This window comes from Streptomyces sp. NPDC031274, assembly GCF_055570235.1.
On record NZ_JBVIHP010000010.1, the window covers coordinates 18,375 to 40,769 of the forward strand.

Annotated in this window: 23 protein-coding genes and 1 pseudogene; 10 read left to right on the forward strand and 14 right to left on the reverse strand. The window is 70.5% G+C overall.

What is annotated here, in order from left to right:
• Positions 1-112 precede the first annotated feature (112 nt).
• Complete coding sequence (def, locus tag ACZ5CR_RS17635) at positions 113-652, forward strand: peptide deformylase (RefSeq protein WP_468858278.1); 540 nt, start codon at positions 113-115, stop codon at positions 650-652.
• Between the two features lie 21 nt (positions 653-673).
• On the opposite strand, the gene ACZ5CR_RS17640 is transcribed toward def, so the two are convergent.
• The gene (locus ACZ5CR_RS17640; protein WP_468858280.1) at positions 674-1,321 is read right to left on the reverse strand and encodes a TetR/AcrR family transcriptional regulator; all 648 of its coding nucleotides are present in this window, start codon (positions 1,319-1,321) and stop codon (positions 674-676) included.
• Between the two features lie 167 nt (positions 1,322-1,488).
• Between ACZ5CR_RS17640 and ACZ5CR_RS17645 the strand changes: the two genes are divergently transcribed.
• From ACZ5CR_RS17645 to ACZ5CR_RS17660, 4 genes are all read left to right on the forward strand, one after another.
• The gene (locus ACZ5CR_RS17645) at positions 1,489-2,715 is read left to right on the forward strand and encodes an acyl-CoA dehydrogenase family protein (RefSeq protein ID WP_389906592.1); all 1,227 of its coding nucleotides are present in this window, start codon (positions 1,489-1,491) and stop codon (positions 2,713-2,715) included.
• A gap of 81 nt (positions 2,716-2,796) precedes the next feature.
• A complete protein-coding gene (locus ACZ5CR_RS17650) occupies positions 2,797-3,243 on the forward strand; it encodes a MarR family winged helix-turn-helix transcriptional regulator (RefSeq protein WP_468858283.1) in 447 nt (148 codons plus the stop codon).
• Positions 3,240-4,637 (forward strand): MFS transporter, encoded by a 1,398-nt coding sequence (locus tag ACZ5CR_RS17655; protein WP_468858285.1) that lies wholly within the window; start codon positions 3,240-3,242, stop codon positions 4,635-4,637. Before ACZ5CR_RS17650 ends, ACZ5CR_RS17655 begins: the two co-directional genes overlap by 4 nt.
• Positions 4,638-4,690: 53 nt before the next feature.
• Positions 4,691-5,239 (forward strand): isochorismatase family protein, encoded by a 549-nt coding sequence (locus ACZ5CR_RS17660; protein ID WP_468858287.1) that lies wholly within the window; start codon positions 4,691-4,693, stop codon positions 5,237-5,239.
• A gap of 15 nt (positions 5,240-5,254) precedes the next feature.
• On the opposite strand, the gene ACZ5CR_RS17665 is transcribed toward ACZ5CR_RS17660, so the two are convergent.
• The 8 genes and pseudogenes from ACZ5CR_RS17665 to ACZ5CR_RS17700 form a co-directional block, all read right to left on the reverse strand.
• Entirely contained in the window at positions 5,255-6,334 is a 1,080-nt protein-coding gene (locus tag ACZ5CR_RS17665) for a FecCD family ABC transporter permease (RefSeq protein WP_468858290.1), read from the reverse strand.
• Positions 6,331-7,329, reverse strand: a complete 999-nt coding sequence (locus ACZ5CR_RS17670; protein WP_468858292.1) for a FecCD family ABC transporter permease — start codon at positions 7,327-7,329, stop codon at positions 6,331-6,333. Before ACZ5CR_RS17670 ends, ACZ5CR_RS17665 begins: the two co-directional genes overlap by 4 nt.
• Positions 7,326-8,378 (reverse strand): ABC transporter substrate-binding protein, encoded by a 1,053-nt coding sequence (locus ACZ5CR_RS17675; RefSeq protein WP_468858294.1) that lies wholly within the window; start codon positions 8,376-8,378, stop codon positions 7,326-7,328. Before ACZ5CR_RS17675 ends, ACZ5CR_RS17670 begins: the two co-directional genes overlap by 4 nt.
• 105 nt (positions 8,379-8,483) lie before the next feature.
• On the reverse strand, positions 8,484-9,284 hold the full coding sequence (locus ACZ5CR_RS17680) for a GNAT family N-acetyltransferase (protein ID WP_468858296.1): 801 nt from the start codon (positions 9,282-9,284) through the stop codon (positions 8,484-8,486).
• Positions 9,285-9,368: 84 nt separating this feature from the next.
• On the reverse strand, positions 9,369-10,289 hold the full coding sequence (locus tag ACZ5CR_RS17685; protein ID WP_468858298.1) for a PhlD: 921 nt from the start codon (positions 10,287-10,289) through the stop codon (positions 9,369-9,371).
• Between the two features lie 231 nt (positions 10,290-10,520).
• A complete protein-coding gene (locus tag ACZ5CR_RS17690) occupies positions 10,521-10,982 on the reverse strand; it encodes an MmyB family transcriptional regulator (RefSeq protein ID WP_468858783.1) in 462 nt (153 codons plus the stop codon).
• A gap of 126 nt (positions 10,983-11,108) precedes the next feature.
• Positions 11,109-11,489, reverse strand: a pseudogene (locus ACZ5CR_RS17695) (helix-turn-helix domain-containing protein); the annotation flags it as partial.
• A gap of 332 nt (positions 11,490-11,821) precedes the next feature.
• Complete coding sequence (locus tag ACZ5CR_RS17700; RefSeq protein ID WP_468858300.1) at positions 11,822-12,709, reverse strand: Gfo/Idh/MocA family protein; 888 nt, start codon at positions 12,707-12,709, stop codon at positions 11,822-11,824.
• Positions 12,710-12,931: 222 nt separating this feature from the next.
• On the opposite strand from ACZ5CR_RS17700, the gene ACZ5CR_RS17705 reads away from it, so the two are divergent.
• The 3 genes from ACZ5CR_RS17705 to ACZ5CR_RS17715 are packed head-to-tail and all read left to right on the forward strand — an operon-like array spanning position 12,932 to position 15,541.
• Positions 12,932-14,410: an MFS transporter gene (locus ACZ5CR_RS17705; RefSeq protein ID WP_468858302.1), complete on the forward strand. Its 1,479-nt coding sequence runs from the start codon at positions 12,932-12,934 to the stop codon at positions 14,408-14,410.
• Between the two features lie 22 nt (positions 14,411-14,432).
• Entirely contained in the window at positions 14,433-15,035 is a 603-nt protein-coding gene (locus tag ACZ5CR_RS17710; RefSeq protein ID WP_468858786.1) for a TetR/AcrR family transcriptional regulator, read from the forward strand.
• Between the two features lie 59 nt (positions 15,036-15,094).
• Positions 15,095-15,541, forward strand: coding sequence for a cupin domain-containing protein (locus ACZ5CR_RS17715; protein ID WP_468858304.1), 447 nt, complete (start codon positions 15,095-15,097; stop codon positions 15,539-15,541).
• Here the strand turns inward: ACZ5CR_RS17715 and ACZ5CR_RS17720 are convergent.
• Positions 15,514-16,533: a DMT family transporter gene (locus ACZ5CR_RS17720; RefSeq protein WP_468858307.1), complete on the reverse strand. Its 1,020-nt coding sequence runs from the start codon at positions 16,531-16,533 to the stop codon at positions 15,514-15,516. The two genes, ACZ5CR_RS17715 and ACZ5CR_RS17720, sit on opposite strands and share 28 nt — an antisense overlap.
• A 193-nt stretch (positions 16,534-16,726) precedes the next feature.
• Here ACZ5CR_RS17720 and ACZ5CR_RS17725 point away from each other — a divergent pair, with 193 nt between their 5' ends.
• Both ACZ5CR_RS17725 and asnB read left to right on the forward strand, forming a co-directional pair.
• Positions 16,727-17,314, forward strand: coding sequence for a TetR/AcrR family transcriptional regulator (locus ACZ5CR_RS17725; protein WP_468858789.1), 588 nt, complete (start codon positions 16,727-16,729; stop codon positions 17,312-17,314).
• 165 nt (positions 17,315-17,479) lie between these two features.
• On the forward strand, positions 17,480-19,321 hold the full coding sequence (gene asnB, locus ACZ5CR_RS17730) for an asparagine synthase (glutamine-hydrolyzing) (protein WP_468858309.1): 1,842 nt from the start codon (positions 17,480-17,482) through the stop codon (positions 19,319-19,321).
• A gap of 48 nt (positions 19,322-19,369) precedes the next feature.
• Here asnB and ACZ5CR_RS17735 read toward each other — a convergent pair whose 3' ends face one another.
• From ACZ5CR_RS17735 to ACZ5CR_RS17750, 4 genes are all read right to left on the reverse strand, one after another.
• The gene (locus ACZ5CR_RS17735) at positions 19,370-19,696 is read right to left on the reverse strand and encodes a plasmid mobilization protein (RefSeq protein WP_468858311.1); all 327 of its coding nucleotides are present in this window, start codon (positions 19,694-19,696) and stop codon (positions 19,370-19,372) included.
• Positions 19,697-19,936: 240 nt separating this feature from the next.
• Complete coding sequence (locus ACZ5CR_RS17740) at positions 19,937-20,620, reverse strand: formylglycine-generating enzyme family protein (RefSeq protein ID WP_468858313.1); 684 nt, start codon at positions 20,618-20,620, stop codon at positions 19,937-19,939.
• Between the two features lie 14 nt (positions 20,621-20,634).
• Positions 20,635-21,855, reverse strand: coding sequence for an RNA polymerase sigma factor (locus ACZ5CR_RS17745; RefSeq protein ID WP_468858315.1), 1,221 nt, complete (start codon positions 21,853-21,855; stop codon positions 20,635-20,637).
• Between the two features lie 11 nt (positions 21,856-21,866).
• Positions 21,867-22,283, reverse strand: coding sequence for a YciI family protein (locus tag ACZ5CR_RS17750; protein WP_468858318.1), 417 nt, complete (start codon positions 22,281-22,283; stop codon positions 21,867-21,869).
• Between the last annotated feature and the right edge of the window lie 112 nt (positions 22,284-22,395).

Here is a 22,395-nt window from a genome sequence, read left to right on the forward strand (position 1 = left end):
GCGACTGCCCCCGGCAACGCGATGAACCTCAGCCTATCGAGATCCACTCACAAGCCCGAACCGCGGCACCACCCCGACCCCGGGGCTTTCCAAGGACCGTACCCTTGCGGCCATGCGACACGGCTCGATCCCGGGCGCCTCAGGGCGCGTACGACCCCTGACTCTGCTCGGCGACCCCGTGCTGCACAAGCCGTGCGAGCAGGTCACCGACTTCGGACCCGAACTGGCGCGGCTCATCGAGGACATGTACGCCACGATGTACGCCGCCCAGGGCGTGGGTCTGGCCGCCAACCAGATCGGCGTGAACCAGCGGGTCTTCGTGTACGACTGCCCGGACGACGACGATGTGCGTCATCTCGGGCACGTGGTGAACCCGCGCCTCGTGGAGGCCGACGGCATCAGCGTGCGCGGCCCCGAGGGGTGCCTCTCGCTGCCCGGCCTGGAGGCGGGTACGCCGCGCTTCGACCACGCGGTGGTGGAGGGCGTCGACCTGCGCGGTGAGCCGGTGCGGGTGCACGGGACCGGCTGGTTCGCGCGCTGCCTGCAGCACGAGTGCGACCACTTGGAGGGCGGCGTCTACACCGATCACGTCACCGGCTGGCGGCGGCGCAAGGTTCTGCGGGCCGCCGCCAAGGCGCCCTGGAGCAGCTGACTTCCCGCGGGCCCTCGGCCCTCAGAAGCCGGGGCCGCCGATGCGGTTGCCCGCAGCGGCGAGCCGTCCCCACAGCAGGTCGGCCAGGCTGCTCACCAGATCCGCGCGCGGGCAGGGCCGTTCGCCGAGCCACCAGTCACCGGCCGCGTGCATCATGCCGACGATGCCGTGCCCCCACACGCGGGCGAGCTGGGCGCTGCCAGGACCGAGGTCGACCCGCTCCTCGATGACCTGCGCGAGCTCCTCGCCCATGCGCCGAAGGACGGGGGCGGAGTGCAGGCCCACGTCGAAGCCCTGCTCGCCGGAGTTCGAGGCGTCCGAGGGGTGCATCAGGAAGCGGTAGACCTGCGGGCGGGCCTCGATCGCCGCGAGGTAGGTGTCAAGCGTCTGCTCGACCCGCTCCCTGCGCTCGGCCGGGGCGTCGAGGGCGGCGCGCAGCGAGCCGAGGAGCGCGTCGGTGTGCCGTTTGGCGAGCGCGGCGTACAGTCCGCCCTTGTCGCCGAAGTGCCGGTACAGGATCGGCTTGGTGATGCCGGCCTCGGCGGCGATGGCGTTCATCGAGGCGCCGGGCCCGTCACGCAGCACCACCCGGTCGGCGGCCTCCAGCAACTCGCGCCGCCGGCGCTCCGCAGACCGTTGCTGATCGGTCTGCTCTGTGGTGGTCTCCATAGCGATTCTCTCCCCGCCCATGCGATTGCGTTACGCATGCGCAACGTAACACCCCGCGCTCGGCGTCCATCGAACGGGCGGCCGGGAGTTGACATCGGCTACCGGCCGGTAACAGACTCCAGTTACCGCAAGTAACGTATGTCTTCACCGCAGGTCCTGGAGGGGTCATGGCCGAGTTCACCATGGAGCTCAACGACGAACAGAAGGAGGTCCGGGACTGGCTCCACGGGTTCGCCGCTGACGTGATCCGCCCCGCGGCCGCCGAATGGGACGAGCGTGAGGAGACCCCCTGGCCGATCATCCAGGAGGCTTCGAAGCTGGGGATCTACTCCCTCGACTTCTACGCCCAGCAGTTCTTCGACCCCACGGGCCTGGGCATCGTGATGGCGACCGAGGAGATCTTCTGGGGTGACGCGGGCATCGGCCTGTCCATCATGGGCACGGGCCTGGCCGCCGTCGGCGTCCTCGCCAACGGCACCGAGGAGCAGATCGGCACCTGGATCCCGCAGATGTACGGCGACGTGAACGACGTCAAGCTCGCCGCCTTCTGCTCCTCGGAGCCCGACGCGGGCTCCGACGTGGCGGCCATGCGCACCCGCGCCGTCTATGACGAGGCCAAGGACGAGTGGGTCCTCAACGGCACCAAGACCTGGGCGACCAACGGCGGCATCGCCAACGTCCACGTCGTCGTCGCGGTCGTCGACGCCGACCTCGGCTCCAAGGGCCATGCCTCCTTCATCGTCCCGCCGAACACCCCCGGCCTCTCCCAGGGCCAGAAGTTCAAGAAGCACGGCATCCGCGCCTCGCACACCGCCGAGGTCGTCCTTGAGGACGTCCGCGTCCCCGGTCACTGCCTGCTCGGCGGCAAGGAGAAGCTGGACGAGCGCCTCGCCCGCGCCAGGGAGCGCGCCAAGACCGGCGGGGAGCGCGTGAAGAACGCCGCGATGGCCACTTTCGAGGCGTCCCGCCCGGCCGTCGGTGCCATGGCCGTGGGCACGGCCCGAGCCGCGTACGAAGAGGCTCTCGAATACGCCAAGACGCGTACGCAGTTCGGTCGCCCGATCATCGACAACCAGGGCATCGCCTTCCAGCTCGCCGACATGCGTACGCAGATCGACGCGGCCCGTCTGCTCGTCTGGCGCGCTTCGTGGATGGCGAGCACGGGCAAGAAGTTCGAGTCGGCCGAGGGCTCCATGTCGAAGCTGTACGCGAGCGAGGTCGCCAAGAAGGTCACCGCCCAGGCGGTGCAGATCCTCGGTGGAAACGGCTTCACGCGTGAGTACCCGGTGGAGCGCATGCACCGGGACGCCGCGATCTACACGATCTTCGAGGGTACGAGCGAGATCCAGCGTCTGGTGATCGCGCGGACGTTGTCGGGGATGCCGATCCGCTAGTACGCGTCCGCTGGTCCGCATGCAGAGGAGATAGGCAGGCAACCTTGCAAGGTTGCCTGCCTATCTCGTACGGTGGCGCACATGAGCGCACCCCCCTCCGGCGACTCGGCTCCCGAGCAGATCGCCGCCGATCTGTCGAACGTCGTCCGGCGACTCGTGCGACGCCTGCGCGGCGTGACACCGGCGACCGGACTCAGCCCCACGCAGCGTTCCGTGCTCGCCCGCCTCGACCGCAAAGGCCCCACCACCACCGCGGGCCTGGCCCGCGAGGAGCTCGTCCGGCCGCAGTCCATGCGGCTGACCGTGAGCGCGCTCGAGGAGATGGGACTCGTCGAGCGCGCCCCCGATCCCGACGACGGGCGGCAGTCCGTCGTCTCCGTGACCGATCAGGGGCATCGCACCCTCACCGAGATGCGGGCCGCCAAGCACGACTGGCTCTCGACGGCCCTCGCCGACGGATTCGACCCGGCGGAGCGCCGCCAACTGGCCGATGCCATCGTGCTGTTGGAGCGGTTGGTGCAGAAGTGAGGGCGAAGGCGGACGCCCCGGCCCGCCCCGCGGCGGCCGAGCGTCCCGCCTTCGGGGCGCGGCTCACCGCACCCCTCCTCCTCGGCTCACTGCTCAACCCGCTCAACACCACGATGATCTCCACCGCCCTGGTGGCGATCGGGCACGACTTCGGCGTGGGCGCCGCCGACACCGCCTGGCTCGTGTCCGTCCTCTACCTCGCGAGCGCCGTCTCCCAGCCCGTGCTCGGCAAACTCGCCGACAGCATCGGGCCGCGCCGGGTCTTCCTCGGCGGACTCGTGGTCGTCGTCGCCTCCGGGCTCGTCGGCACGCTCGCCCCGGGCTTCGCCTGGCTGCTCGTCTCCCGATTGCTCCTGGGCATAGGCACCTCGGCGGCCTACCCCGCCGCCATGGCCGTCCTGCGCGACGAGTCGCGCAGGCTCGGCAGGACGACCCCGCGCACCGTCCTCGGCAGGCTCTCCTTCGCCGCGCTCGGCAGCGCGGCGATCGGACCGACGCTCGGCGGACTCCTCGTCGCGACCGCCGGATGGCGCGGCATCTTCGCCGTCAACGTCCCCGTCGCACTCCTCGCGTACGGCGCGGCGCTCCGCTGGATCCCCAAGGACCCGCCGCGCGGGGAGCGGCCGGGCAAGGCCGTGCCGGGCGGCCTCGACCCGCTCGGCACCCTGCTCTTCACCGGTGCGCTGACCTGCCTCGTCGTCTTCCTGCTCGACCTGGCGCACCCTCTGTGGTGGCTTCTCGCCCCCGTGGCGGTGCTCTCCACCGTGCTGGCCTGGTGGCAGCTGCGCCACCCGCACCCCTTCATCGACCTGCGCATGCTCGGCCGCAACCACGCACTGGCCCGCACGTACCTGCGGCACGGCCTGAGCTACCTGGTCGTCTACTGCGTGATGTACGGCTTCACCCAGTGGCTGGAAGAGGCCCGCGGCCTCTCGTCCCTGCACACCGGGCTCGTCATGCTGCCCATGTCCCTTGCCGCCCTTGCCTGTTCACTGCTCGGTGCCCGTACGAAGGGCATCCGCGCCCCGCTGGGCATCGCCTCCGTCCTGCTCGTCGTGGGCAGCGCGCTGCTCTTCTTCACCTCCGGCGGCACACCGCTCGCCGTGCTCCTCCTGGCCGGCGCCTGCTTCGGCATCCCGCAGGGCCTCATGGGCACCAGCAACCAAGCCGCCGTGCAGAGTTTCGCCCCGGCCGACGAGATCGGCTCCGCCGCCGGGCTGCAGCGCACGGCGCAGTACATCGGCGCCATCGCCGCGTCAGGACTGATCGGCCTGGCCTACGGGCAGCGGGCCGACGACGCCGGACTGCACCTCATGGGTGCGGTCGGCGTCGTCCTCGCGCTCGCCCTGGTCGCCCTGACCCTCACGGACCGGGCCCTGCGCGCCCGCGCCTGACCAGCTCCCCGGCCCCGTCCCCGTACGCCCCACGGAAGAAAGAGATCTGATCCATGACTGCCACCGCCCTCGACCCCACCACGGCGCTCGTCCTCGTCGACCTCCAGAAGGGCATCACCGGCCTGCCCACGGCCCACCCCTCCGCGGAGATCGTCGAGCGGTCCGCCCGCCTGGCCGACGCCTTCCGTGAGCGGGGTCTGCCCGTCGTCCTGGTCCGTGTCACCGGTGGCGCCCCCGGGCGCACCGAAGGGCCCGCTCGCGGCGGCTACGTGCCCGCCGACTGGGCGGACCTTGTTCCCGAACTCGGGCGCGAGGACAGCGACATCGTCGTCACCAAGCAGCAGTGGGGCGCCTTCTACGGCACCGACCTGGACCTCCAGCTGCGCCGCCGAGGCGTCACCCAGGTCGTGGTCGCCGGCATCGCGACGAGCATCGGCGTCGAGTCGACGGCCCGCGCGGCGCACGAGCACGGCTACCACGTCACGGTCGCCGTCGACGCCGTGACCGACATGGACGCCGACGCACACCGCAACAGCGTCGAGAAGATCTTCCCGAGGCTCGGCGAGACGGACACGGCGGAGGCGATCGCGAAGCTGCTGTAGCCGGTCAGGGCGCCCTCACCGGATGCCGTTGCCGTCCCCCTTGCCGAGGAGCCACAGCAGGTACGGGCCGCCGACCAGCGCCGTGAGCGCGCCGACCGGGATCTCCAGCGGCGGCACCAGGGTGCGGGCGGCGAGGTCCGCACCCACCACGGTGATCGCACCCGTCAACGCGGCGCACACAAGCGGGAGATGGGCGGTCCTGGTGAGACGGCGGGCCAGCTGTGGTGCGGTGAGGGCGACGAAACCGATGGGTCCCGCGGCCCCGGTCGCGGTCGCCGCGAGAATCACGCCCAGGACCGTCAGGCCGAGTTGGGTCGGCCGTACCCGTACTCCCAGGGCCGCCGCGGTGTCGTCGTCCAGGCTCAGGTAGCGCTGCGCACGCGCGGCCCAGGGCAGGGCGGGCAGGCACAGCAGCAGGATCCAGGTGAGCGGGACCGTCTGTTCCCACCCGCGTCCGTTGAGGCTGCCCGCGAGCCACAGTTTGACCTGCTCGGCTGCGGCCTGGTCGCTGTCCGTGAGGTAGAGCTGGACGATCGCGGACAGGGCCACCCCGATCCCGACTCCCGTCAGGACGAAGCGGTTCGCCCGCACTCCGTGCCGCTGCCACGCCACCGCGTACACCAGCGCCGCCGCCCCCAGACCGCCCGCGACCGAGACGGCGGGCAGGGCGCCCGGTGAGGTCACCGTGCCGGTGGCGAGCAGCAGCACGGTCGCCGCCGCGGCGCCGTGTCCGACGCCGAGGACGTCGGGGCTGGCGAGCGGGTTGCGGGTGACGGTCTGCACCAGAGCGCCGGAGACCCCGAGCGCCGCGCCGACCAGTGCCCCGAGCACGATGCGCGGGACGCGCAGCTCCGAGACGACCAGGGTGTACGGGCTCGTCCTGCCGCGCAGGACGTCCCATACGTCGCCGGGCGCGACATAGTTCTGGCCCGCGCAGACCGACACGGCCATCGCCGCGGCGAGCAGGACCAGGAGCACGGTGGCCGTGGCAGCGGAACGCCGGTGCAGGAGGAGGGACACGCGACGGCGGCGCAGGACCGTCTGACCGGCGGCGGGCGGGTGGGCGGTGGTCACCGTGCCACCGTTGCCTTTCACGTGGCCGCTCCCTTTCTCCGTACGAGCACGATCAGTACGGGCACCCCGACCAGCGCGGTCATCACCCCGGCCGGTACCTCCGCGGGCGCCCGCACCACCCGCCCCGCCACGTCGGCCGCGAGCAGCAGACAGGCGCCGAGCAGAGCGGAGAGCGGCAGCAGCGTGCGGTGGCCGCCGCGGACCATGCGGCGGGCCAGGTGCGGGACGGCCAGGCCGACGAAGGCGATGGGCCCCGATGCCGCGACGGCCGCCGCGGTCAGGACGGTGGCGCCGAGCGCCGCGCAGATCCGCACGGTGTGCACCTTGTGGCCGAGGGCCCGCGCGGTGTCGTCACCGAGGACGAGCGCGTCGAGGCCTCGCGCGCAGCCAAGGACGAGCAGCGCCCCGGCGACCATGAACGGCAGCATCTGCGTGACGATCCCGGCATCGCGGCCGGCCAGCGAACCCGCCTGCCAGAACCGGAACTGGTCGAGGGTGGCCGAACTCGACGTCAGCAGAGCGGTGGTGGCGCCCGCCACCATCGCGGAGAACGCCGTCCCGGCGAGCGCGAGCTTGACCGGTGAGGCCCCGCCCCGGCCGCGTGCGGCAATGGCGTACACGACGCAGGCGGCGACGACCGCACCTCCGAAGGCGTACCAGACGTACCCGGAGAACCCGCTCGCCAGGCCGGTCGCGATGGCGAGGACGACCCCGGCCGCCGCTCCCTGGCTCAGCCCGAGGATGCCCGGGTCGGCGAGGGGATTGCGGGTGACGGCCTGGAGCGCGGCCCCGGACAGACCGAGGGCCGCGCCCGCGGCGAGTCCCACAGCGGTGCGGGGCACCCGCAGTGACCGCACCACGAGAGCGTCCGGTGAGTCCGCATGGTGCAGCACCGCGTCGAGAACGGTGGACAGCGGCACCGACCGGGTGCCGACGGCGAGGCTGAGGGCGGCGGCAGCGACGGTGAGACCCAGCGCGACCGCCAGCCAACTCGCCCCAGCTGTACGGGAGCTCATGCGCCGAGCGACGCCGCGAGCTGCTTGACCACCAACCGGGCCGCCGTCGGGCCCGCGTTGAGGTACCACGGGTCGTCGTCGACCTTGACGGCATGTCCGGCCTCGACCCCCTTCAGGGACTTCCACAGCGGCCCGGCGAGCACGCTTCCGGCGTCCGTCTTCTTGGGGTCGCCCTGGACCGAGTAGAAGATCCAGTCGCCGTCCGCGAGGTCGATGCGCTCGGTGCTGATGTCCTCGGAAATCGCCCTGAACTTCTGGGACTTGGGTCGTCCGACGCCCATGTCGACGGCGAGGGACCCGGTGAAGGAGGAGACACCGAACATCCGGGTCCTGTCGGGTGTGAAGCGCACCATGGACACGGTGGTGCCGGTGCCGTCGGTCTTCTTCCCCTCGGCGGCCGCCTCGTCGGTGATGTCGTCGAGCAGGCTCTTGGCCTGCTCGCCCTTTCCGACGGCCGCGCCGACCAGGAGCAGATCGCGCTTCCAGTTGATGCCCTGCCCCTTGGTCACGACCGTCGGCGCGATCTTCGACAACTTGGGGTAGAGGTCCGCGAGAGACTGGTTGACCAGGATCAGGTCCGGCTGGGCCGCCTCCAGGCTCTCCAGGTTGGGCGCGGAGCGGGTGCCCGCGTCGGTCATCTTCGCGAGCCGGGACTTGTCACGGGGGAAGGCGTCGCGCAGATAGTCGGGCACAAGACCGGCGTTGTCGGCGCGCGTGGTGGCCGTGGGGACCAGGCCCAGGGTGAGCAGGTCGTCGAGTTGGCCGGTACTGAGGGCGGCTATCCGCTTCGGCTGTTCGGAGATCTCGGTCTTGCCCTCGTAGTGGCCGACGGTGCGCGGGAAGTCCCCGTCCGTGGCTTTCGACCCCATGGTGCCGGTCAGTTCGTCGGGGGCCGCGGTCGGCCCCTCGGCGGCTCCGGCCACCTTGTTGCGGGACCCTTCGGCCGCGCCCTTGCCTTCCGCCCCGCTGTCGCCGCCCGACGAGCAGCCGGTCAGCAGCATTCCGATCACGGACAGGCCGACGACGGCCTTCACGTCCCACGCACGCACAATGATCCCCTCAGGCAGATAAGGTGAGGCTTACCTTATCTCCCTGTCGCGAGGGTGAAGTCACCGGCCGCCTGGCGTGCGCGGAACCCCAAAGGGCGATCACCGCTACTGATGCCTCGGGGGCTCGTACACGAACGGCGTTGTCACGCTCAGCGGCACGAACCCGAGGCGCCGCAGGATCGGGCGGCTGTCGTCGGTGGCGTCCACCTGGAGGTAGCGGTAGCCGCGGTCGGCGGCGATGCGGGTGCGGTGGGCGATCAGGGCGCGGTAGATGCCCTTGCCCCGCCACTGCGGTGCGGTGCCGCCGCCCCAGAGGCCGGCGAAGTCGGTGCCGGGGCAGAACTCCATCCGCGCCGAGCTCACCGGCACGTCACCCGCCATCGCGACCACCGCGACGACGGCATCCGGGGTCTCGGTCAGCTGGGCCAGGACCCGCTTGGCGAGGCGCTCGCCGACTCCCGAGCCGTCATCGCCGAACGCCACGTCGTGGGCGTCCGCCATCAGTCGCACGCCGACGGCGTCCGTCACCGGGAGCAGGCGGACTCCCTCGGGCAGTTCGGGCTCCGTGGACAGGTCGGCGACCTCGGCCACCATCACGGTCTCCGGCGGCTCGGGGACGAAGCCGGCCGCCCGCAGCCGGTCGGCGAGGTCGGCGGGGCGGTCGTGGGAGTACAGCTTCCACTCGAACCCGCGCCCGAGAGACGTGTAGTGCCGCACCTGCTCGGCGATGACGGCATCCGCCGTGGCCGCGTCGACGTCCGCCCAGTGGACGCCGTTCCAGTCGTGCTCCGCGCCGACCTGCCGGACCACGGCCCCGGCCCGCTCGCCGCGCGCACCGGGGCTGTCCGTCTGGGCGCCGCGCCGAATCTGCCGGTCGTACGCCGCCAGTACCTCTGCATGATTCATGCGGGTACTTCAGCAGCGAGGGTGGGGTGCGGCAACCGAATTACCGCTGGTGGAGCTCCGGCTCCGCCCCGGGAGCGGTCAGGGTCACGCCTGCCAGTGACAGCGCAGCGCCGCGGTGGCGAAGCCGGGTCCGAAGGCGACCATGACGCCGCGGGCGCCGTCGGCGGGGGGAGCGGCGTGGGTGCGTTCGAGGACCCTCAGGACGCTGACACCGCCGAGGTTGCCCTCGTCGGCGAGGGTGGCGGTGGAGTGGCGGGTGTGGTGGGGGGTGAGGCCGAGTGCGGTGGCGGTGTCGGAGATGATGCGGGGGCTGCCGGGGTGGATGACGGCGAAGTCGGGTGTTTCTTCCGGGCCGTACCAGTCTGTGAAGTGGGGCAGGACTTCCGCGGCCGCGCTGAGGGCCTTCTTGCTGGAGTCGAAGTGGATGCCCTCCACGTCGATGCGGCCGCGCTGCCGATCGAGGCTGTCCGCCAGGACGTACTCGAAGGTGTCGTCGATCGTGAGTCCCGGGCCGAGTGGGGTGTCCGTGACGACCGCTGCGGAGGCCGAGTCCCCGAACAGGGCCTTGTAGATCATCGATTCGATGCTGGTGTCGGAGTGCTGGTAGATGGCGGACAGGACCTCCGCGGCCACCACGAGGACCTTGCTCCCGGGGCGCGCGCCGACCAGTTCAGCGGCACGGACGAGCGTGTGGGCGCCCCCGGGGCAGGCCACCGTGGTCAGCGCTATGCGGCGCACTGTAGGGCGCAGACCGAGACGTTCGATGAGGTTGACGTCGAGGTTCGGGATCGCCCAACTGGTGGTGTGCGTGGTGACGATGGCATCGATGTCACCGGCGGCGATTCCGGCCGTGTCGAGGGCTGCGACGGCGGCACGCTCGGCCATGGCGAGAGCGTCGCCGAAGGCCACGCGGGCACGTTCGCCCATGTCGGCCGAGCCGGAGACGGTGGGGGAGTCCAGCGGCCGGGTGAAGTGGCGTGTCAGGACACCGCAGTTGCCGACCACACGAAGGATCGCCCGGAGCCGGGGATGGTCAGGATGATGGGCGAGTATGTCGTCGGCTATCTCGGAGGTAGTGACTTTGTGGTCACCCAGAACTGTCTTGGGTCTGGAGACATGAACGGGCACGAGGTGACTCCCACGGGCGGTCGTGTCGGATGTGGGGGGTGGGCCACAACGTACTTCAAGGTGCTGAAGTCGTCCCCCCTCCGAACCACGGAGGCCGCTGACGTCCCGTCAGTGGGCACGCAGCATGGGCGCACGCGTGTGGGCGCGCTGGGCACCAGGGTGGAACACAAGGATCATGAGCCGGGCTCCGGGCGCGGTCAAGGGTTGGGCGGCGCACATGGTGACCCAGCCCGGGCCCCGTTCGGCGTGCAGCAGCGGACGCTCGTCACCGTCCGGGTGGGGATAGGGGTTGCCGGCGTCATAGGGGGCGGCGGTCTCGGGGTCGGCGAGGACTTCCTTCTCTATCTGCCGCAGAGTGCCGTCCTCGGGCCGGGACGCGAGAGCCGCTCGCAGCTGCGGCAGCACCATGGGAGCCCAGGCGGTGTGCCAGTCCATCAGTGTCCGGCGGGCGACGGGGTCGAGGACCATCCACCGCATGATGTTGCCGGGGACTTTCCTGCCGGGGAACATGGTGGTGAGGGCTTCGTTGTAGGCGAGCATGTCCCATGACGCATCAGTGATGTAGGCCATGTGCCGGACACCGTCGACCGCCTCCTGCCACACTCCGGGTACTTCTTTCCCGGACGACTGGTGAAGTGGCCCGGGTGGCTCCTGCAGCAGGGCGTACCGGCAGAGCGAAACCCACTCCTGCTCATTGAGCCCAAACAGACGTGCGACATCCCGCAACAGCGGTGCGGGTGGATTGGGATAACTCCCCGACTCCAAGCGGTGATACGTCCCAATGGCCCGGTGCAACAGCTGGTCGACCTGATGCTGGGAGAGACCGCGGGCCCGTCGCCCCTGGCCCGTGGGGCGGCTGAAGCCGTGGGATTCGGGGGCAATGAGGGCGCGTCGTTCGCGGAGCAGAGCGCGGAGCGCCGTCTTGTTCATGGTGGCTAATCCCTCTTGTACACGCCGAGTTGAGCACCACCAGTCTAAATATTCGCAGCAACTTTGGTAGTAAAGATTGCCCGAAGAAAAACGATCAGCCGATGCGGCATCATGGATGGAGCGGAACCGCCGACCTGCAAGCTCCATCGTCGGCGGGCACGCGGACACAAGTGTGGGGCATCTTGACCGGGGAGCTGAAATTGGCTGAAATTCCCCGGCGTTGGGTACCCCCTAGGCCCATTGGGCCGTTGCGGGAAGTGTATGGATCGCTTGTTCGTATTCCGATGTGTGTGGTCGGTAACGGCACACTCGGGACGTACGGCGCATGACTTCCCGAATCGGTTCTTGGGTCCACTGGCTGCGGCCGGTGCCGTCACTCGCCATTACGTAGCGGCCACGGTACCGGCCGCCCGCAGTTGTGCCGGGCGGTTCAGCGACACGATCGGCAGTCGCGTTCATCCGGCGGGGAGCCGGTCACCTCATCCGGCAGGAAGCTGCTTCTCGGCCAGGGCCAGGATCTCCGTCACGCGCAGTCCGAACCGCACGTCGCAGCCGTGCGGCCGACCGGATCGTGCGAACTCGACCAGCGCGTCGACCGCCGAGCGGAACGCGCCGAGCGCCTCACCCCCGGACGGCATCAGCGCCGTTCCGGCCTCGCCGCGCAGTTCCACCGTCACCCCCGAAGCCTTCGCGGGCGTGCTCAGGCTGAGCGTCGCGGTGCTCGAAGCCCCGCCGCTGTGCCGCAGGACCAGATGGACCAGGTCCGCCGGGCCCGCCGCCGCCGTCACGTCGGTCACATCGCCGAGCACCGGCACCAGGATGGACAGGGCGTGCGGACCGACATCCCACAGACCTCCCCGCTGCGCCCGCCACGGCGACGGGAACGGGCTGGTCCCGTCCGCCGAGTAGAACGAGCCGTACCAGTCGGCGCGCCCCGTGAACCAGCCCTCGGTCGCCGCCTGTTCCGCCACCCAGGCCGACGTCGGCCCGGCGAAGCGCAGCGTGAAGAAGACGACGGACGCCACCCGGGCCGCCTCGACCGCCGCCGCGAGGTCGCGTGCCGCGGCCACTGTCGTCGCCACCGGCTTGTCCAGGAGCAGATGACACCCCGCCGCGGCGGCCCGCGCGGCCAGCGGCGCCTGCACGTCCGGCGGCACGGCGAACGCCACGGCGTCGCTCGCGGCGAACAGTTCATCGACGTCCGCGTACGCCGTGGTCGCGTGCCCCGACGCCAGCGCGGTCGCCGCGTCGGACCGCCGTCCCCATACGCCGCTGAACTCCACGTCCGGGTGAGCGGCGAGCGCCGGAGCGTGCGTGGACGAGGCCCAAGGGCCGGTGCCGACCAGTCCAATACGCAGATTCTTCATGAGCGGCATTATGGCTGACTCCATACCGTCCGCGGTGGCGGTGCCCAGCGCTCACAAGGCGGTTGGCTGCTCTTCGCTGTGGTGTTCAAGCCTGGGATGGCTGGAACTTGTTTCCGAACTCATCGGTGGTGAAAGCCCATTCACCCGCTATGGTGAATTCTCATTCACTTCGTTTCGCCTTCCATTCGCTTCTCTGCACTGCGTGCCCGCGCTGGAGTGATCATGAAGCTCGTTCCGATATCTTCTGCGGCAGGCACAGGCATAGGTGCCCGCCTGACGGTTCCGGTTCTGGCCTTCGGCGGCATTCTCATGGCGGTCATGCAGACGGTGGTCGTGCCGCTGCTGCCCGACCTGCCGCGTCTGACGGGCAGTTCACCGGCTGCGGTGTCCTGGCTGGTCACCGCCACCCTCCTGGCCGGTGCCGTCCTCACACCCGTACTCGGCCGGGCCGGCGACATGTACGGCAAGCGGCGGGTGCTGCTCGCCGCGCTCGGCCTGATGACCGTGGGCTCGACACTCTGCGCGCTCACCTCCGACATCCGCCTGCTGATCGCGGCCCGCGCGTTGCAGGGCGCCGCGGCCGCCGTCGTACCGCTGTCGATCAGCATTCTGCGGGACGAGCTCCCGCCGGAGCGCACCGGTTCGGCGGTGGCGTTGATGAGCTCGACGGTCGGGATCGGCGCGGCGCTCGGCCTGCCGCTCGCCGCGCTGATCGTGCAGTACGCGGACTGGCACGCCATGTTCTGGGCGACGAGCGCTCTCGGCGCCCTGGGTCTCGCCCTCGCCTGGTGGACCGTACGCGAGTCGCCGGTCCGTTCGCCGGGACGCTTCGACATAGGCGGTGCACTGGGTCTTGCCGTCGGTCTGGTCTGTCTCCTGCTCGCGGTGTCGCAGGGCGGGCAGTGGGGGTGGGGCAGCGCGCCCGTGCTCGGCCTGTTCGCCGGTGCCTTCGTCGTCCTTGCCGTGTGGTGGAGGCAGCAACTCCGCTCGAAGCAGCCCCTGGTGGATCTGCGCCTGGCCTCCGGGCGGCGCGTGGCGCTGCCGCACGTGGCGGCGCTTCTGGCGGGGTTCGCCTTCTACGCCAACTCGCTGGTCACCGCCCAGCTGGTGCAGGCGCCCGTCGCCAGCGGCTACGGCCTCGGCCTGTCGATCGTGGCGACCGGGCTCTGCCTGCTGCCCAACGGCCTGATCATGCTGGTGCTCTCGCCCGTGTCGGCCCGGGTCTCCACCGCGTACGGCGCCCGCGTGACGCTGGCGATCGGGGCTGCGGCCATGGCGCTCGGCTATGTCGTGCGCATCGTCGACAGCCGCGATCTCTGGGTGATCCTGCTGGGGGCGGCCGTGGTCTCGACGGGAACGACGTTCGCGTACTCGGCCCTGCCCACCCTGATCCTGCGGGCGGTGCCCCTCGCGCAGACCGCGTCCGCGAACGGCGTGAACGTCCTGATGCGCACCATCGGGCAGAGCGTGTGCAGCGCGGCGGTCGCCGCCGTGCTCGTCCGGCACACCACCGTCCTCGACGGGGTGCATGTGCCGACCCTGCCCGGCTATCAACTGGCCTTCGCCATGGGCGGAAGCGTCGCACTCGTCGCCTGCGCCGCGGCTGTCGCCATACCCTCGGACCCGTCACCGGACGGCCCGGAGCGGACCGTCGGGCGGCCAGGACCCACGCAGGAGACGGCCCTGGAAGGGAGAAGCTGACACCTTGAACACCTCTGACGCCATGACCAGCCCGGCCTCCGCTACGGCGGCGCGGCCCGCTGCGTGTGTCACCGGACCCGCCCGCCGCGACGCCGAGGAGACGAAGGCCGTCATCGTCCGCGCCGCCCGCCACCTTCTCGCCCGGCACGCACACGCCGACATCACGCTCAAAGCGGTGGCCGAACGGGCCGGCGTGAGCGCGCCGTTGATCCTGAAGTACTTCGGCAACAAGGACGCGCTCTTCGCCCGCGTCATGTCCTTCGAGACCGACGCCGAGGCACTCCTCGACGCGCCCCTCGCCGAACTCGGCCACCACATGGTCCACCACCTCCTCACCGGCCAGGCCGAGCACGGCGCCGACCCCATCCTGCGGATCGTCTTCGCCCCGCTCCACCGTGAACAGGGCGACATCCTGCGCGCCAACTTCCGTGCTCAGGTGGTGGATCGCCTCAGCGAGCGCCTCGCGGGACCGGACGCGGGCGTGCGCGCGGAGCTGGCGGTGAGCACGCTGCTCGGTCTTGGCGTGATGTACGGGATAGCCCGCGGGCAACATGTGCGGGGCACGCCGATCGCCGAGATAACCGAGCGGTACGCGCCCACTGTGCAAGTCTTTCTCACGCCTTGAGTCCGCGTCGTCCCCGGCGTCGGATTCGTCCCCATCACCATTCGGAACGGAGAGCGCGCGTGAGTGACGCGAGTGAACGCCCCGCCTTGGCGTGTGAGTTGGGTATGGAGCCGCATCCGGAAGGCGGCTGGTTCGTGGAGACCTGGGCCTCGGGCCACTTCTTCACGCCCACGGGTTACCCCGGCGCGCGAAAGGCGGCCACCGCCATCTACTTCCTGCTCTGTCCGGGAGAGGAGTCCCGCTGGCACGTGGTGCGTTCCGACGAGATCTGGCTGTGGCACCGTGGTGGCCCCCTGGACCTGCGCCTGGGGGGTGACGGCGATCGTCCGAAGGAGGGTTCGGCGCCCATGCGTCTTGGCCCGGGGGTCGAGCATGGTGAGCGCCCGCAGATCCTGGTGCCCGGCGGAGTGTGGCAGGCGGCGCGTCCGGCCGGGGACGAGCCGGTCCTGGTGAGCTGCGTCGTCGCGCCGGGCTTCGACTACGCGGACTTCCGGCTGGCGGACTGAGGCAGTGTGGGCTGAGGCGATGGGGACTGAGGCGACGTGAGCTGGGGCGATGCGGGCCGAGACGGCGTGGCCCGACGCCGCTCGTCCTGCGACTCCTCCCGCGGCGAGCACACCACTGTGGTCGCCGAGCCCTTCCCCCGGTGCACGACGGCGACCGCCGCGAGTCCGACCGCGAGCCCCAATGCCGTCTGTACGCCGAAGGGCTCGCCGAACATCAGGGCGCCCCACAGGGCCGTAACCGGCGCCATCAGGAACATGAGCGTGTTGACCTGCGTGACCCCGGAGCGACGCAGGATCAGCCAGTAGAGCCCGTACCCGCCGAAGGTGGAGAGCGTCACCAGCCAGCTGATCGCCACCCAGAACGACGCCTCCGCCGGCGGCGCTGCGGCGCCCGCGCCCGCCGCGAGTGCCGTGAAGATGACGGCGCTGGTCACGCAGTGGACCGTCATCGAGACCGCGGGGGCGACCGGAGTGGGGGAGCGGCGGTCCAGGAAGGTCGCCGCGACCAGCGAGAACATCCCGAGGAACGGCACCAGATAGGCCCACCAGGGGGCGTCGGTGCCGCCCATGGCGTCCGCCGCCGTCACGATGACGACCCCGCTCACCCCGAGCCCGAGGCCCACCCACTGGGTGCGCGAGACGTACTGGCCGAGCAGCGGCCCTGCTAGAGCACCCGCGACCAGTGGCTGGGTGCCGTCGATCAGGGCGGTCGTGCCGCTGGAGACGCCGAGCTGGATCGCGTAGTACACGGTGAGCAGATAGCCGCTCTGTGAAAGCGCCCCGACCGCCGTCTGCCGCAGGACGTCGCGCGCCGTGAGCCCGCGCCACGACGCCCGCGCCACGGTGAGGGCGACGATCGCGAGCACGAGGGCCAGCGGCAGGAACCGCCACATCAGGATCGTCACCGCGGACGCGCTCCCGGCGCCCATCTTGGCCCCGATGAAACCCGAGCTCCAGGTCAGTACGAACGCTGTCGACAGCAAGACGTTCATGGGCGTTCCTCCGATGCGGTGGTGGCTGCGGTCCCGACGGGGGACAGGACCGTCAGGAGCGGACGCGTAGTAAACCGATCTGTCTACTCGCCGTCGAGTATACAGATCGGTTTACTATGGAGTCATGAGCGACAGGGTGAGTGAGATCGCGAAGGCCGTCACGGGCTCCGGTAGTGCGCCGCGGAGGATCGTCATGACGCCGGGCGCGCGGCGCGCACTGGATGCCGCGAGCGTGCTGTTCTACGAGCGCGGCATCCATGCCGTCGGGGTGGATCTCATCGCCGCGGAGGCCGGGGTCACCAAGAAGACGCTGTACGACCGGTTCGGCTCCAAGGAGCAGATCGTCGTCGAGTACCTGGCGGCCCGAGACGAGCGCTGGCAGGCCTTCCTCGCCCCGTACGTGGAGGCCGCGACCACCCCGCGGGCCCGGATCCTGGCCGTCTTCGACGCCTCGCGCGACTGGGCCGACACGAACAGCGCCAAGGGGTGCAGCATGGTCAACGCGCACGCCGAGATCAGCGACCCCGCGCACCCCGCGTATCAGGTCATCACCGGCCAGAAGGCCTGGATGCTCGCCCTGTTCACCGGCCTCGTGCGTGACATCGCGCCCCGCGGGGCGGCGAAGCTCGGCAGGACCCTCATGCTGCTGCATGAGGGTGGCCTGGTCGCACACGGTCTGCGCGTCTTTCCGGACGCGATCGATCATGCCCGCGACGACGCGGCGGCGCTGCTCCGTGACGCTCGCCGTGCCGCCTCCTCCGCTGAAGAAAAGCGCAGGTGAGAGCACCTTTGGGGAAGTCTTTGCCGTTGGCCGGAATGAGCTGTTCCGTGTTACCGGGTCATTGACCGTATGCAGTCGCCGGGCGCACGCTGACCAAATAGCTGCTAGCTACACCTAGTTTCGTCGGGTAGTGGCTCGCAGGCAGCGTGAACCAGGAGGTAGCGCATGTGCGGCATCACTGGCTGGGTCTCCTTCGACCGTGATCTGCGGTCCGTGTCCGACACCTTGGACGCGATGACCGAGACGATGTCCTGCCGCGGCCCCGACGACCGCGGCACCTGGACCGAAGGACCCGCCGGACTCGGGCACCGCAGGCTCGCCATCATCGACCTGCCCGGCGGACGCCAGCCCATGACCGCGCGGACGCCGCGCGGCACCGTCGCCCTCGTCTACTCGGGGGAGACGTACAACTTCACCGAACTGCGCCGCGAACTGTCCGGTCGCGGCCACCGGTTCACCACCGAATCCGACACCGAAGTCGTCCTGCGCGGCTATCTGGAGTGGGGCGAGGCGGTCGCCGAACGGCTCAACGGCATGTACGCGTTCGCGGTGTGGGACGGCCGGCACGACAAGCTCGTCATGATCCGCGACCGGATGGGCATCAAGCCCTTCTACTACTACGAGACCCCGGACGGCGTCCTGTTCGGCTCCGAGCCCAAGGCGATCCTCGCCAACCCGCTGGCCCGTGCCCGGGTGACCACCGACGGTCTGCGGGAGCTCTTCACCTTCGTCAAGACGCCGGGCCACGCCGTGTGGGACGGCATGAACGAGGTCGAACCCGGCACGGTCGTGACCGTCGACCGCAGCGGTCTGCGCCGCCACACCTACTGGCAGCTGGAGACCCGCCCCCACCCCGACGGCCGCGAGGAGTCCGTCGCCAAGGTGCGCGAACTTCTGGACGACATCGTGCGCCGCCAGCTCGTCTCGGACGTGCCGCGCTGCACGCTCCTGTCCGGCGGCCTGGACTCATCGGCCATGACCGCGATCGCCGCACGTCAACTCGGCGAGGCGGGCGAGACCGTACGCAGCTTCGCCGTCGACTTCGTCGGCCAGAGCGAGAACTTCGTCGCCGACGCGCTGCGCTCCACCCCGGACACGCCCTATGTGCACGACGTGGCCAAGGCCTCGGGTACCGATCACCGCGACATCGTCCTGGACTCGCACGCCCTCGCCGACCCCGAGGTACGGGCCAAGATGATCCGCGCCCGCGACCTGCCCATGGGCTTCGGCGACATGGACGCCTCCCTCTACCTCCTCTTCCGGGCCATCCGCGAACACTCGACGGTCGCGCTGTCGGGGGAGTCGGCGGACGAAGTCTTCGGCGGCTACCTGCAGTTCTTCGACGAGGATGCCCGCAGCGCCGACACCTTCCCCTGGCTCGTGCGGTTCGCCGAGCACTTCGGCGACGACGCGGACGTGCTGCGCCCGGACCTGAGCGACGCCCTCGACCTGCCCTCGTACATCAAGAACAGCTACGACACGGCGGTCGCCGGGATCCGACGCCTGGACGGCGAGAGCGACTTCGAGTTCCGGATGCGCAAGATCTGCCATCTGCACCTGACCCGGTTCGTGCGCGTCCTGCTCGACCGCAAGGACCGCGCGAGCATGGCCGTCGGGCTCGAAGTGCGGGTGCCGTTCTGCGACCACCGCCTGGTCGAGTACGTCTACAACGCCCCCTGGTCCCTGAAGTCCTTCGACGGCAGGGAGAAGACCCTCCTGAGGGAGGCGACGGCGGACGTCCTGCCGCGCTCCGTGTACGACCGGGTGAAGAGCCCCTATCCCTCCACCCAGGACCCCAAGTACGCCATCGCCCTCCAGGAGCACGTCAGGGATCTCCTGGCCAAGCCCGCCCACCCGGTCTTCGACATCGTCGACCGGGACCGGGTGACGCGGGCGGCGGTACGCGACGTACCGCAGATCACCCAGGCGTCCCGGCGCGGGCTCGAACGCACGCTGGACCTGGCGCTCTGGCTCGATCTGTACAAGCCGGAGATCGTCCTGACCTGAGCGTCGCTGTCCTGAGTGACGCTGTCCTGAGCGTCGCCGCCCCGGCCGTCACTGCTCCGAGCAGCTGCGGACCGTCGGCTGCGGTGGAACCCGTTCCTCGGGGTCGGGTTCCACCGAGGTCGCCAGGGTGTCGAGGAAGCGCTGGAGCGCGGGTGCGCCGCCGGGGCCCAGGCTCCGGCGGACGGGCGGCACGGCCGCCGGAGCGCCGGAGCCGCGACTGGCCTTGGTGGTGGGGCAGGGGTGTTCCGTCGCGTCGACGATCACGGCCCGGCGTATGAACTCATCGACCGGGAGCCCGAGTTGGTCCGCGTTCCGCAGGACCGCTTCGTACTCTTCGGGCGTGAACAAGACCTGCACAGGCTTGGCACCGTCCATGAACGCATGATGCCGTCCGATCGTCCGCCGTGCGGTGCGGTTGGCATATTCGCGCTCGAAGGCGTGAAACGGAACGGTATCGACATGAACGGTCGGAAAGAGATGTAGGCCCCGACCGGACGGGGGAATCGCGATCGGGACCTACGTACTGTTCAACGGTGAACCAATAGCCGGTGTTCCCAGGTCGGGGCCCTGTCGCTGTGAGCTGCGTTACGTCCCTGACGGTGTCGAGAAGGGCACTTACCGCGACTCCGGGCCCGGGTCGTACGCCGCGGAAGAACGCGCGACGCGGAACCCCACATCGTCGATCCGGAACGTCGGATGGCTGCGGCGCCGCACCGAGGCCCGGCAGCTCCAGTGCTCGTCGAACCACCCACCGCCACGGAGCACCCGATAGGTGCCGTACACCTCGGGGTCGTAGAGATCCCAGCACCATTCCCAGACGTTGCCCAGCATGTCGTGCAGGCCCCACGCGTTGGGCTGCTTGCCGCCCACCTCGTGGATCCGTCCGGAGCCATTGCCGCCGTGCCAGGCGATCTCGTCGAGCGGCCCGTACCGCGCACCGGTCGTACCGGCCCGGCAGGCGTGCTCCCACTCGGCCTCGGTCGGCAGCCGGTAACCGTCGGCGGACGTGTCCCACTCGGCGCCTTCGGTGCCTTCTCCGTCGGTGCCGAGCCGGTAGGCGGGCGTCAGTCCCTCCCGCAGGGACAGGGCGTTGCAGAACCGGACCGCGTCCAGCCAGGAGACGCTCTCGACGGGCAGCCCGCCGCCGGTCGCGGTGCTCGGCCACTCGCCGGTGACTCGCGCGTACTGCTCCTGGGTGACGGGGAACGCCGCCAGTTCGTGGGCCGCGACCTCGACCGTCCAGCTGCGCCGCGTCCGCCGGTCCGACAGCATCACCTGCCCCGCCGGGACGCTGATCATCTCGTTCTCCGTACTCAGGTGGACAGCAGGCGGGCCGCACGCATCTGCAAGTAGCGCGTCTCGGGAACGCTCAGCGTACGCTTGGCCGCCAACTGGTAAGCCTCCCGGGCCGCTTCGGTCTCGCCCGCCCGCTCCAGGAGATGGGCGCGTACGGCATCGAGCCGGTGATGGCCCGCCAACCGGTCCTCGAGCGAAGCGACTTCGGCGAGCCCGGCACGCGGCCCGTGCACCATGGCGACGGCGACGGCCCTGCTCAGTTCGGCCATGGGCTCGGGAGTACGGCGTACGAGAATGTCGTAGAGGGCGAGGATCTGCGGCCAGTCCGTGTCGTCGGCGCGCGCCGCCTCGTCGTGCAGCGCGGCGATCGCCGCCTGTAGCTGGTACGCGCCCGCGGGGCCTTGGGAGAGGGCCTTCTCGACAAGGGCGGAGCCCTCCTCGATCGCGCGCCGGTCCCAGCGCGAGCGGTCCTGTTCGTCGAGCGGGATGAGCTCCCCGTGGGGGCCGGTGCGGGCCGCGCTGCGGGCCTCGGTGAGGAGCATGAGGGCGAGCAGCCCGGTCACCGCGCCCTCGTCGGGCAGCAAGGGGCGCACGGACCGGGTGAGCCGGATCGCCTCGCGCGCCAGATCCGCGCGGTGCAGGTGACTGCCGGAGGTCGCCGTATAGCCCTCGTTGAAGATGAGGTAGAGCACCTGGAGCACCACCGCGAGCCGCTGATCGCGGTCCTTCGGGTACGGCTGCCGAAAAGGCACCCCCTTGACCTTCGCCTTCGCCCTGCTGATCCGCTGCGCCATCGTCGCCTCGGGCACCAGATGGGCGCGGGCGATCTCGGCCGTGGTCAGACCGCCGACGGCGCGCAGCGTGAGGGCGACCTGCGCGGCGGGGCTGAGCGCGGGATGGCAGCACAGGAAGAGCAGGGTCAGGGTGTCGTCGTCGGACGGTGCGCGGCTCTCGCCCGGCGCGGGCGCCGTGAAGGCGTCCCGGGGCGACAGCTGGGCCGCCTCCTCCTCACGTCTGCGCCGCGCCTCGTCACTGCGCAGCTGATCCATGAGCCGTCGCGAAGCGACCCTGATCAGCCAGCCGCGCGGGTTCTCGGGAATGCCCTCCCTGGGCCATTGCCGTGCCGCGGCGAGCAGCGCCTCCTGTACGGCGTCCTCGGCCTCGCCGAAGTGCCCGTACCGGCGCAGGAGCGCGCCGAGGACCTGCGGCGCGTGCAGGCGCAGCAGGTCCTCGACCACGGCTTCGCCGTTCAGGACGCGTCGTCGGGGGCGCCCATGATGGGGCGGATCACCACCGGATAGAGAGGTGCGCCCTCGGGGACCGGACACTGCTGGATGCGGTTGGCGATCTCGGTCACGCGGTCCAGGCTCGCGCAATCCAGGACCCAGTACCCGGCGAGTACTTCCTTCGTCTCGCCGTAGGGACCGTCCGTGATCACCGGGCGGCCGTCCTTGTCCACGCCGACCAGGCGGGTCTGGGCGGGCTCGGCCAGACCCTGCGCGTCGAGCATCTCGCCGGACTCGGCCAGGTCGTCGTTCAGGGCGCCCATGAAGCCGAACATCGCCTGCAGATCCTTCTCGCTCCAGGACGGGCTCGTCGCGTTCGCCTTGCCGCTCTGCGCCTCGTAGTCCGCCTGCGTGCCCTGCACCATCACCAGGTACTTCATGACGTCACTCCTCGACTGTGCGGTGGTCACCCTTGGTGGGCAACTCTCACAGGGGACGTCGGAGCCGACCACCTGTTCTCGACATTACGCCGCGAGATTTCCGAGGACATCC

Bases quoted from the DNA above. Each gene is read 5' to 3' on its own strand.
- ACZ5CR_RS17710 (WP_468858786.1), top strand. From the start codon at position 14,433: ATGACCAGCCCGGCCTCCGCTACGGCGGCGCGGCCCGCTGCGTGTGTC.
- asnB (WP_468858309.1), top strand. From the start codon at position 17,480: ATGTGCGGCATCACTGGCTGGGTCTCCTTCGACCGTGATCTGCGGTCC.
- ACZ5CR_RS17650 (WP_468858283.1), top strand. From the start codon at position 2,797: ATGAGCGCACCCCCCTCCGGCGACTCGGCTCCCGAGCAGATCGCCGCC.
- ACZ5CR_RS17725 (WP_468858789.1), top strand. From the start codon at position 16,727: ATGACGCCGGGCGCGCGGCGCGCACTGGATGCCGCGAGCGTGCTGTTC.
- ACZ5CR_RS17720 (WP_468858307.1), bottom strand. From the start codon at position 16,533: ATGAACGTCTTGCTGTCGACAGCGTTCGTACTGACCTGGAGCTCGGGT.
- def (WP_468858278.1), top strand. From the start codon at position 113: ATGCGACACGGCTCGATCCCGGGCGCCTCAGGGCGCGTACGACCCCTG.
- ACZ5CR_RS17640 (WP_468858280.1), bottom strand. From the start codon at position 1,321: ATGGAGACCACCACAGAGCAGACCGATCAGCAACGGTCTGCGGAGCGC.
- ACZ5CR_RS17740 (WP_468858313.1), bottom strand. From the start codon at position 20,620: ATGATCAGCGTCCCGGCGGGGCAGGTGATGCTGTCGGACCGGCGGACG.
- ACZ5CR_RS17750 (WP_468858318.1), bottom strand. From the start codon at position 22,283: ATGAAGTACCTGGTGATGGTGCAGGGCACGCAGGCGGACTACGAGGCG.
- ACZ5CR_RS17735 (WP_468858311.1), bottom strand. From the start codon at position 19,696: ATGGACGGTGCCAAGCCTGTGCAGGTCTTGTTCACGCCCGAAGAGTAC.
- ACZ5CR_RS17670 (WP_468858292.1), bottom strand. From the start codon at position 7,329: ATGAGCTCCCGTACAGCTGGGGCGAGTTGGCTGGCGGTCGCGCTGGGT.
- ACZ5CR_RS17705 (WP_468858302.1), top strand. From the start codon at position 12,932: ATGAAGCTCGTTCCGATATCTTCTGCGGCAGGCACAGGCATAGGTGCC.
- ACZ5CR_RS17660 (WP_468858287.1), top strand. From the start codon at position 4,691: ATGACTGCCACCGCCCTCGACCCCACCACGGCGCTCGTCCTCGTCGAC.
- ACZ5CR_RS17700 (WP_468858300.1), bottom strand. From the start codon at position 12,709: ATGAAGAATCTGCGTATTGGACTGGTCGGCACCGGCCCTTGGGCCTCG.
- ACZ5CR_RS17680 (WP_468858296.1), bottom strand. From the start codon at position 9,284: ATGAATCATGCAGAGGTACTGGCGGCGTACGACCGGCAGATTCGGCGC.
- ACZ5CR_RS17645 (WP_389906592.1), top strand. From the start codon at position 1,489: ATGGCCGAGTTCACCATGGAGCTCAACGACGAACAGAAGGAGGTCCGG.
- ACZ5CR_RS17690 (WP_468858783.1), bottom strand. From the start codon at position 10,982: ATGGCCTACATCACTGATGCGTCATGGGACATGCTCGCCTACAACGAA.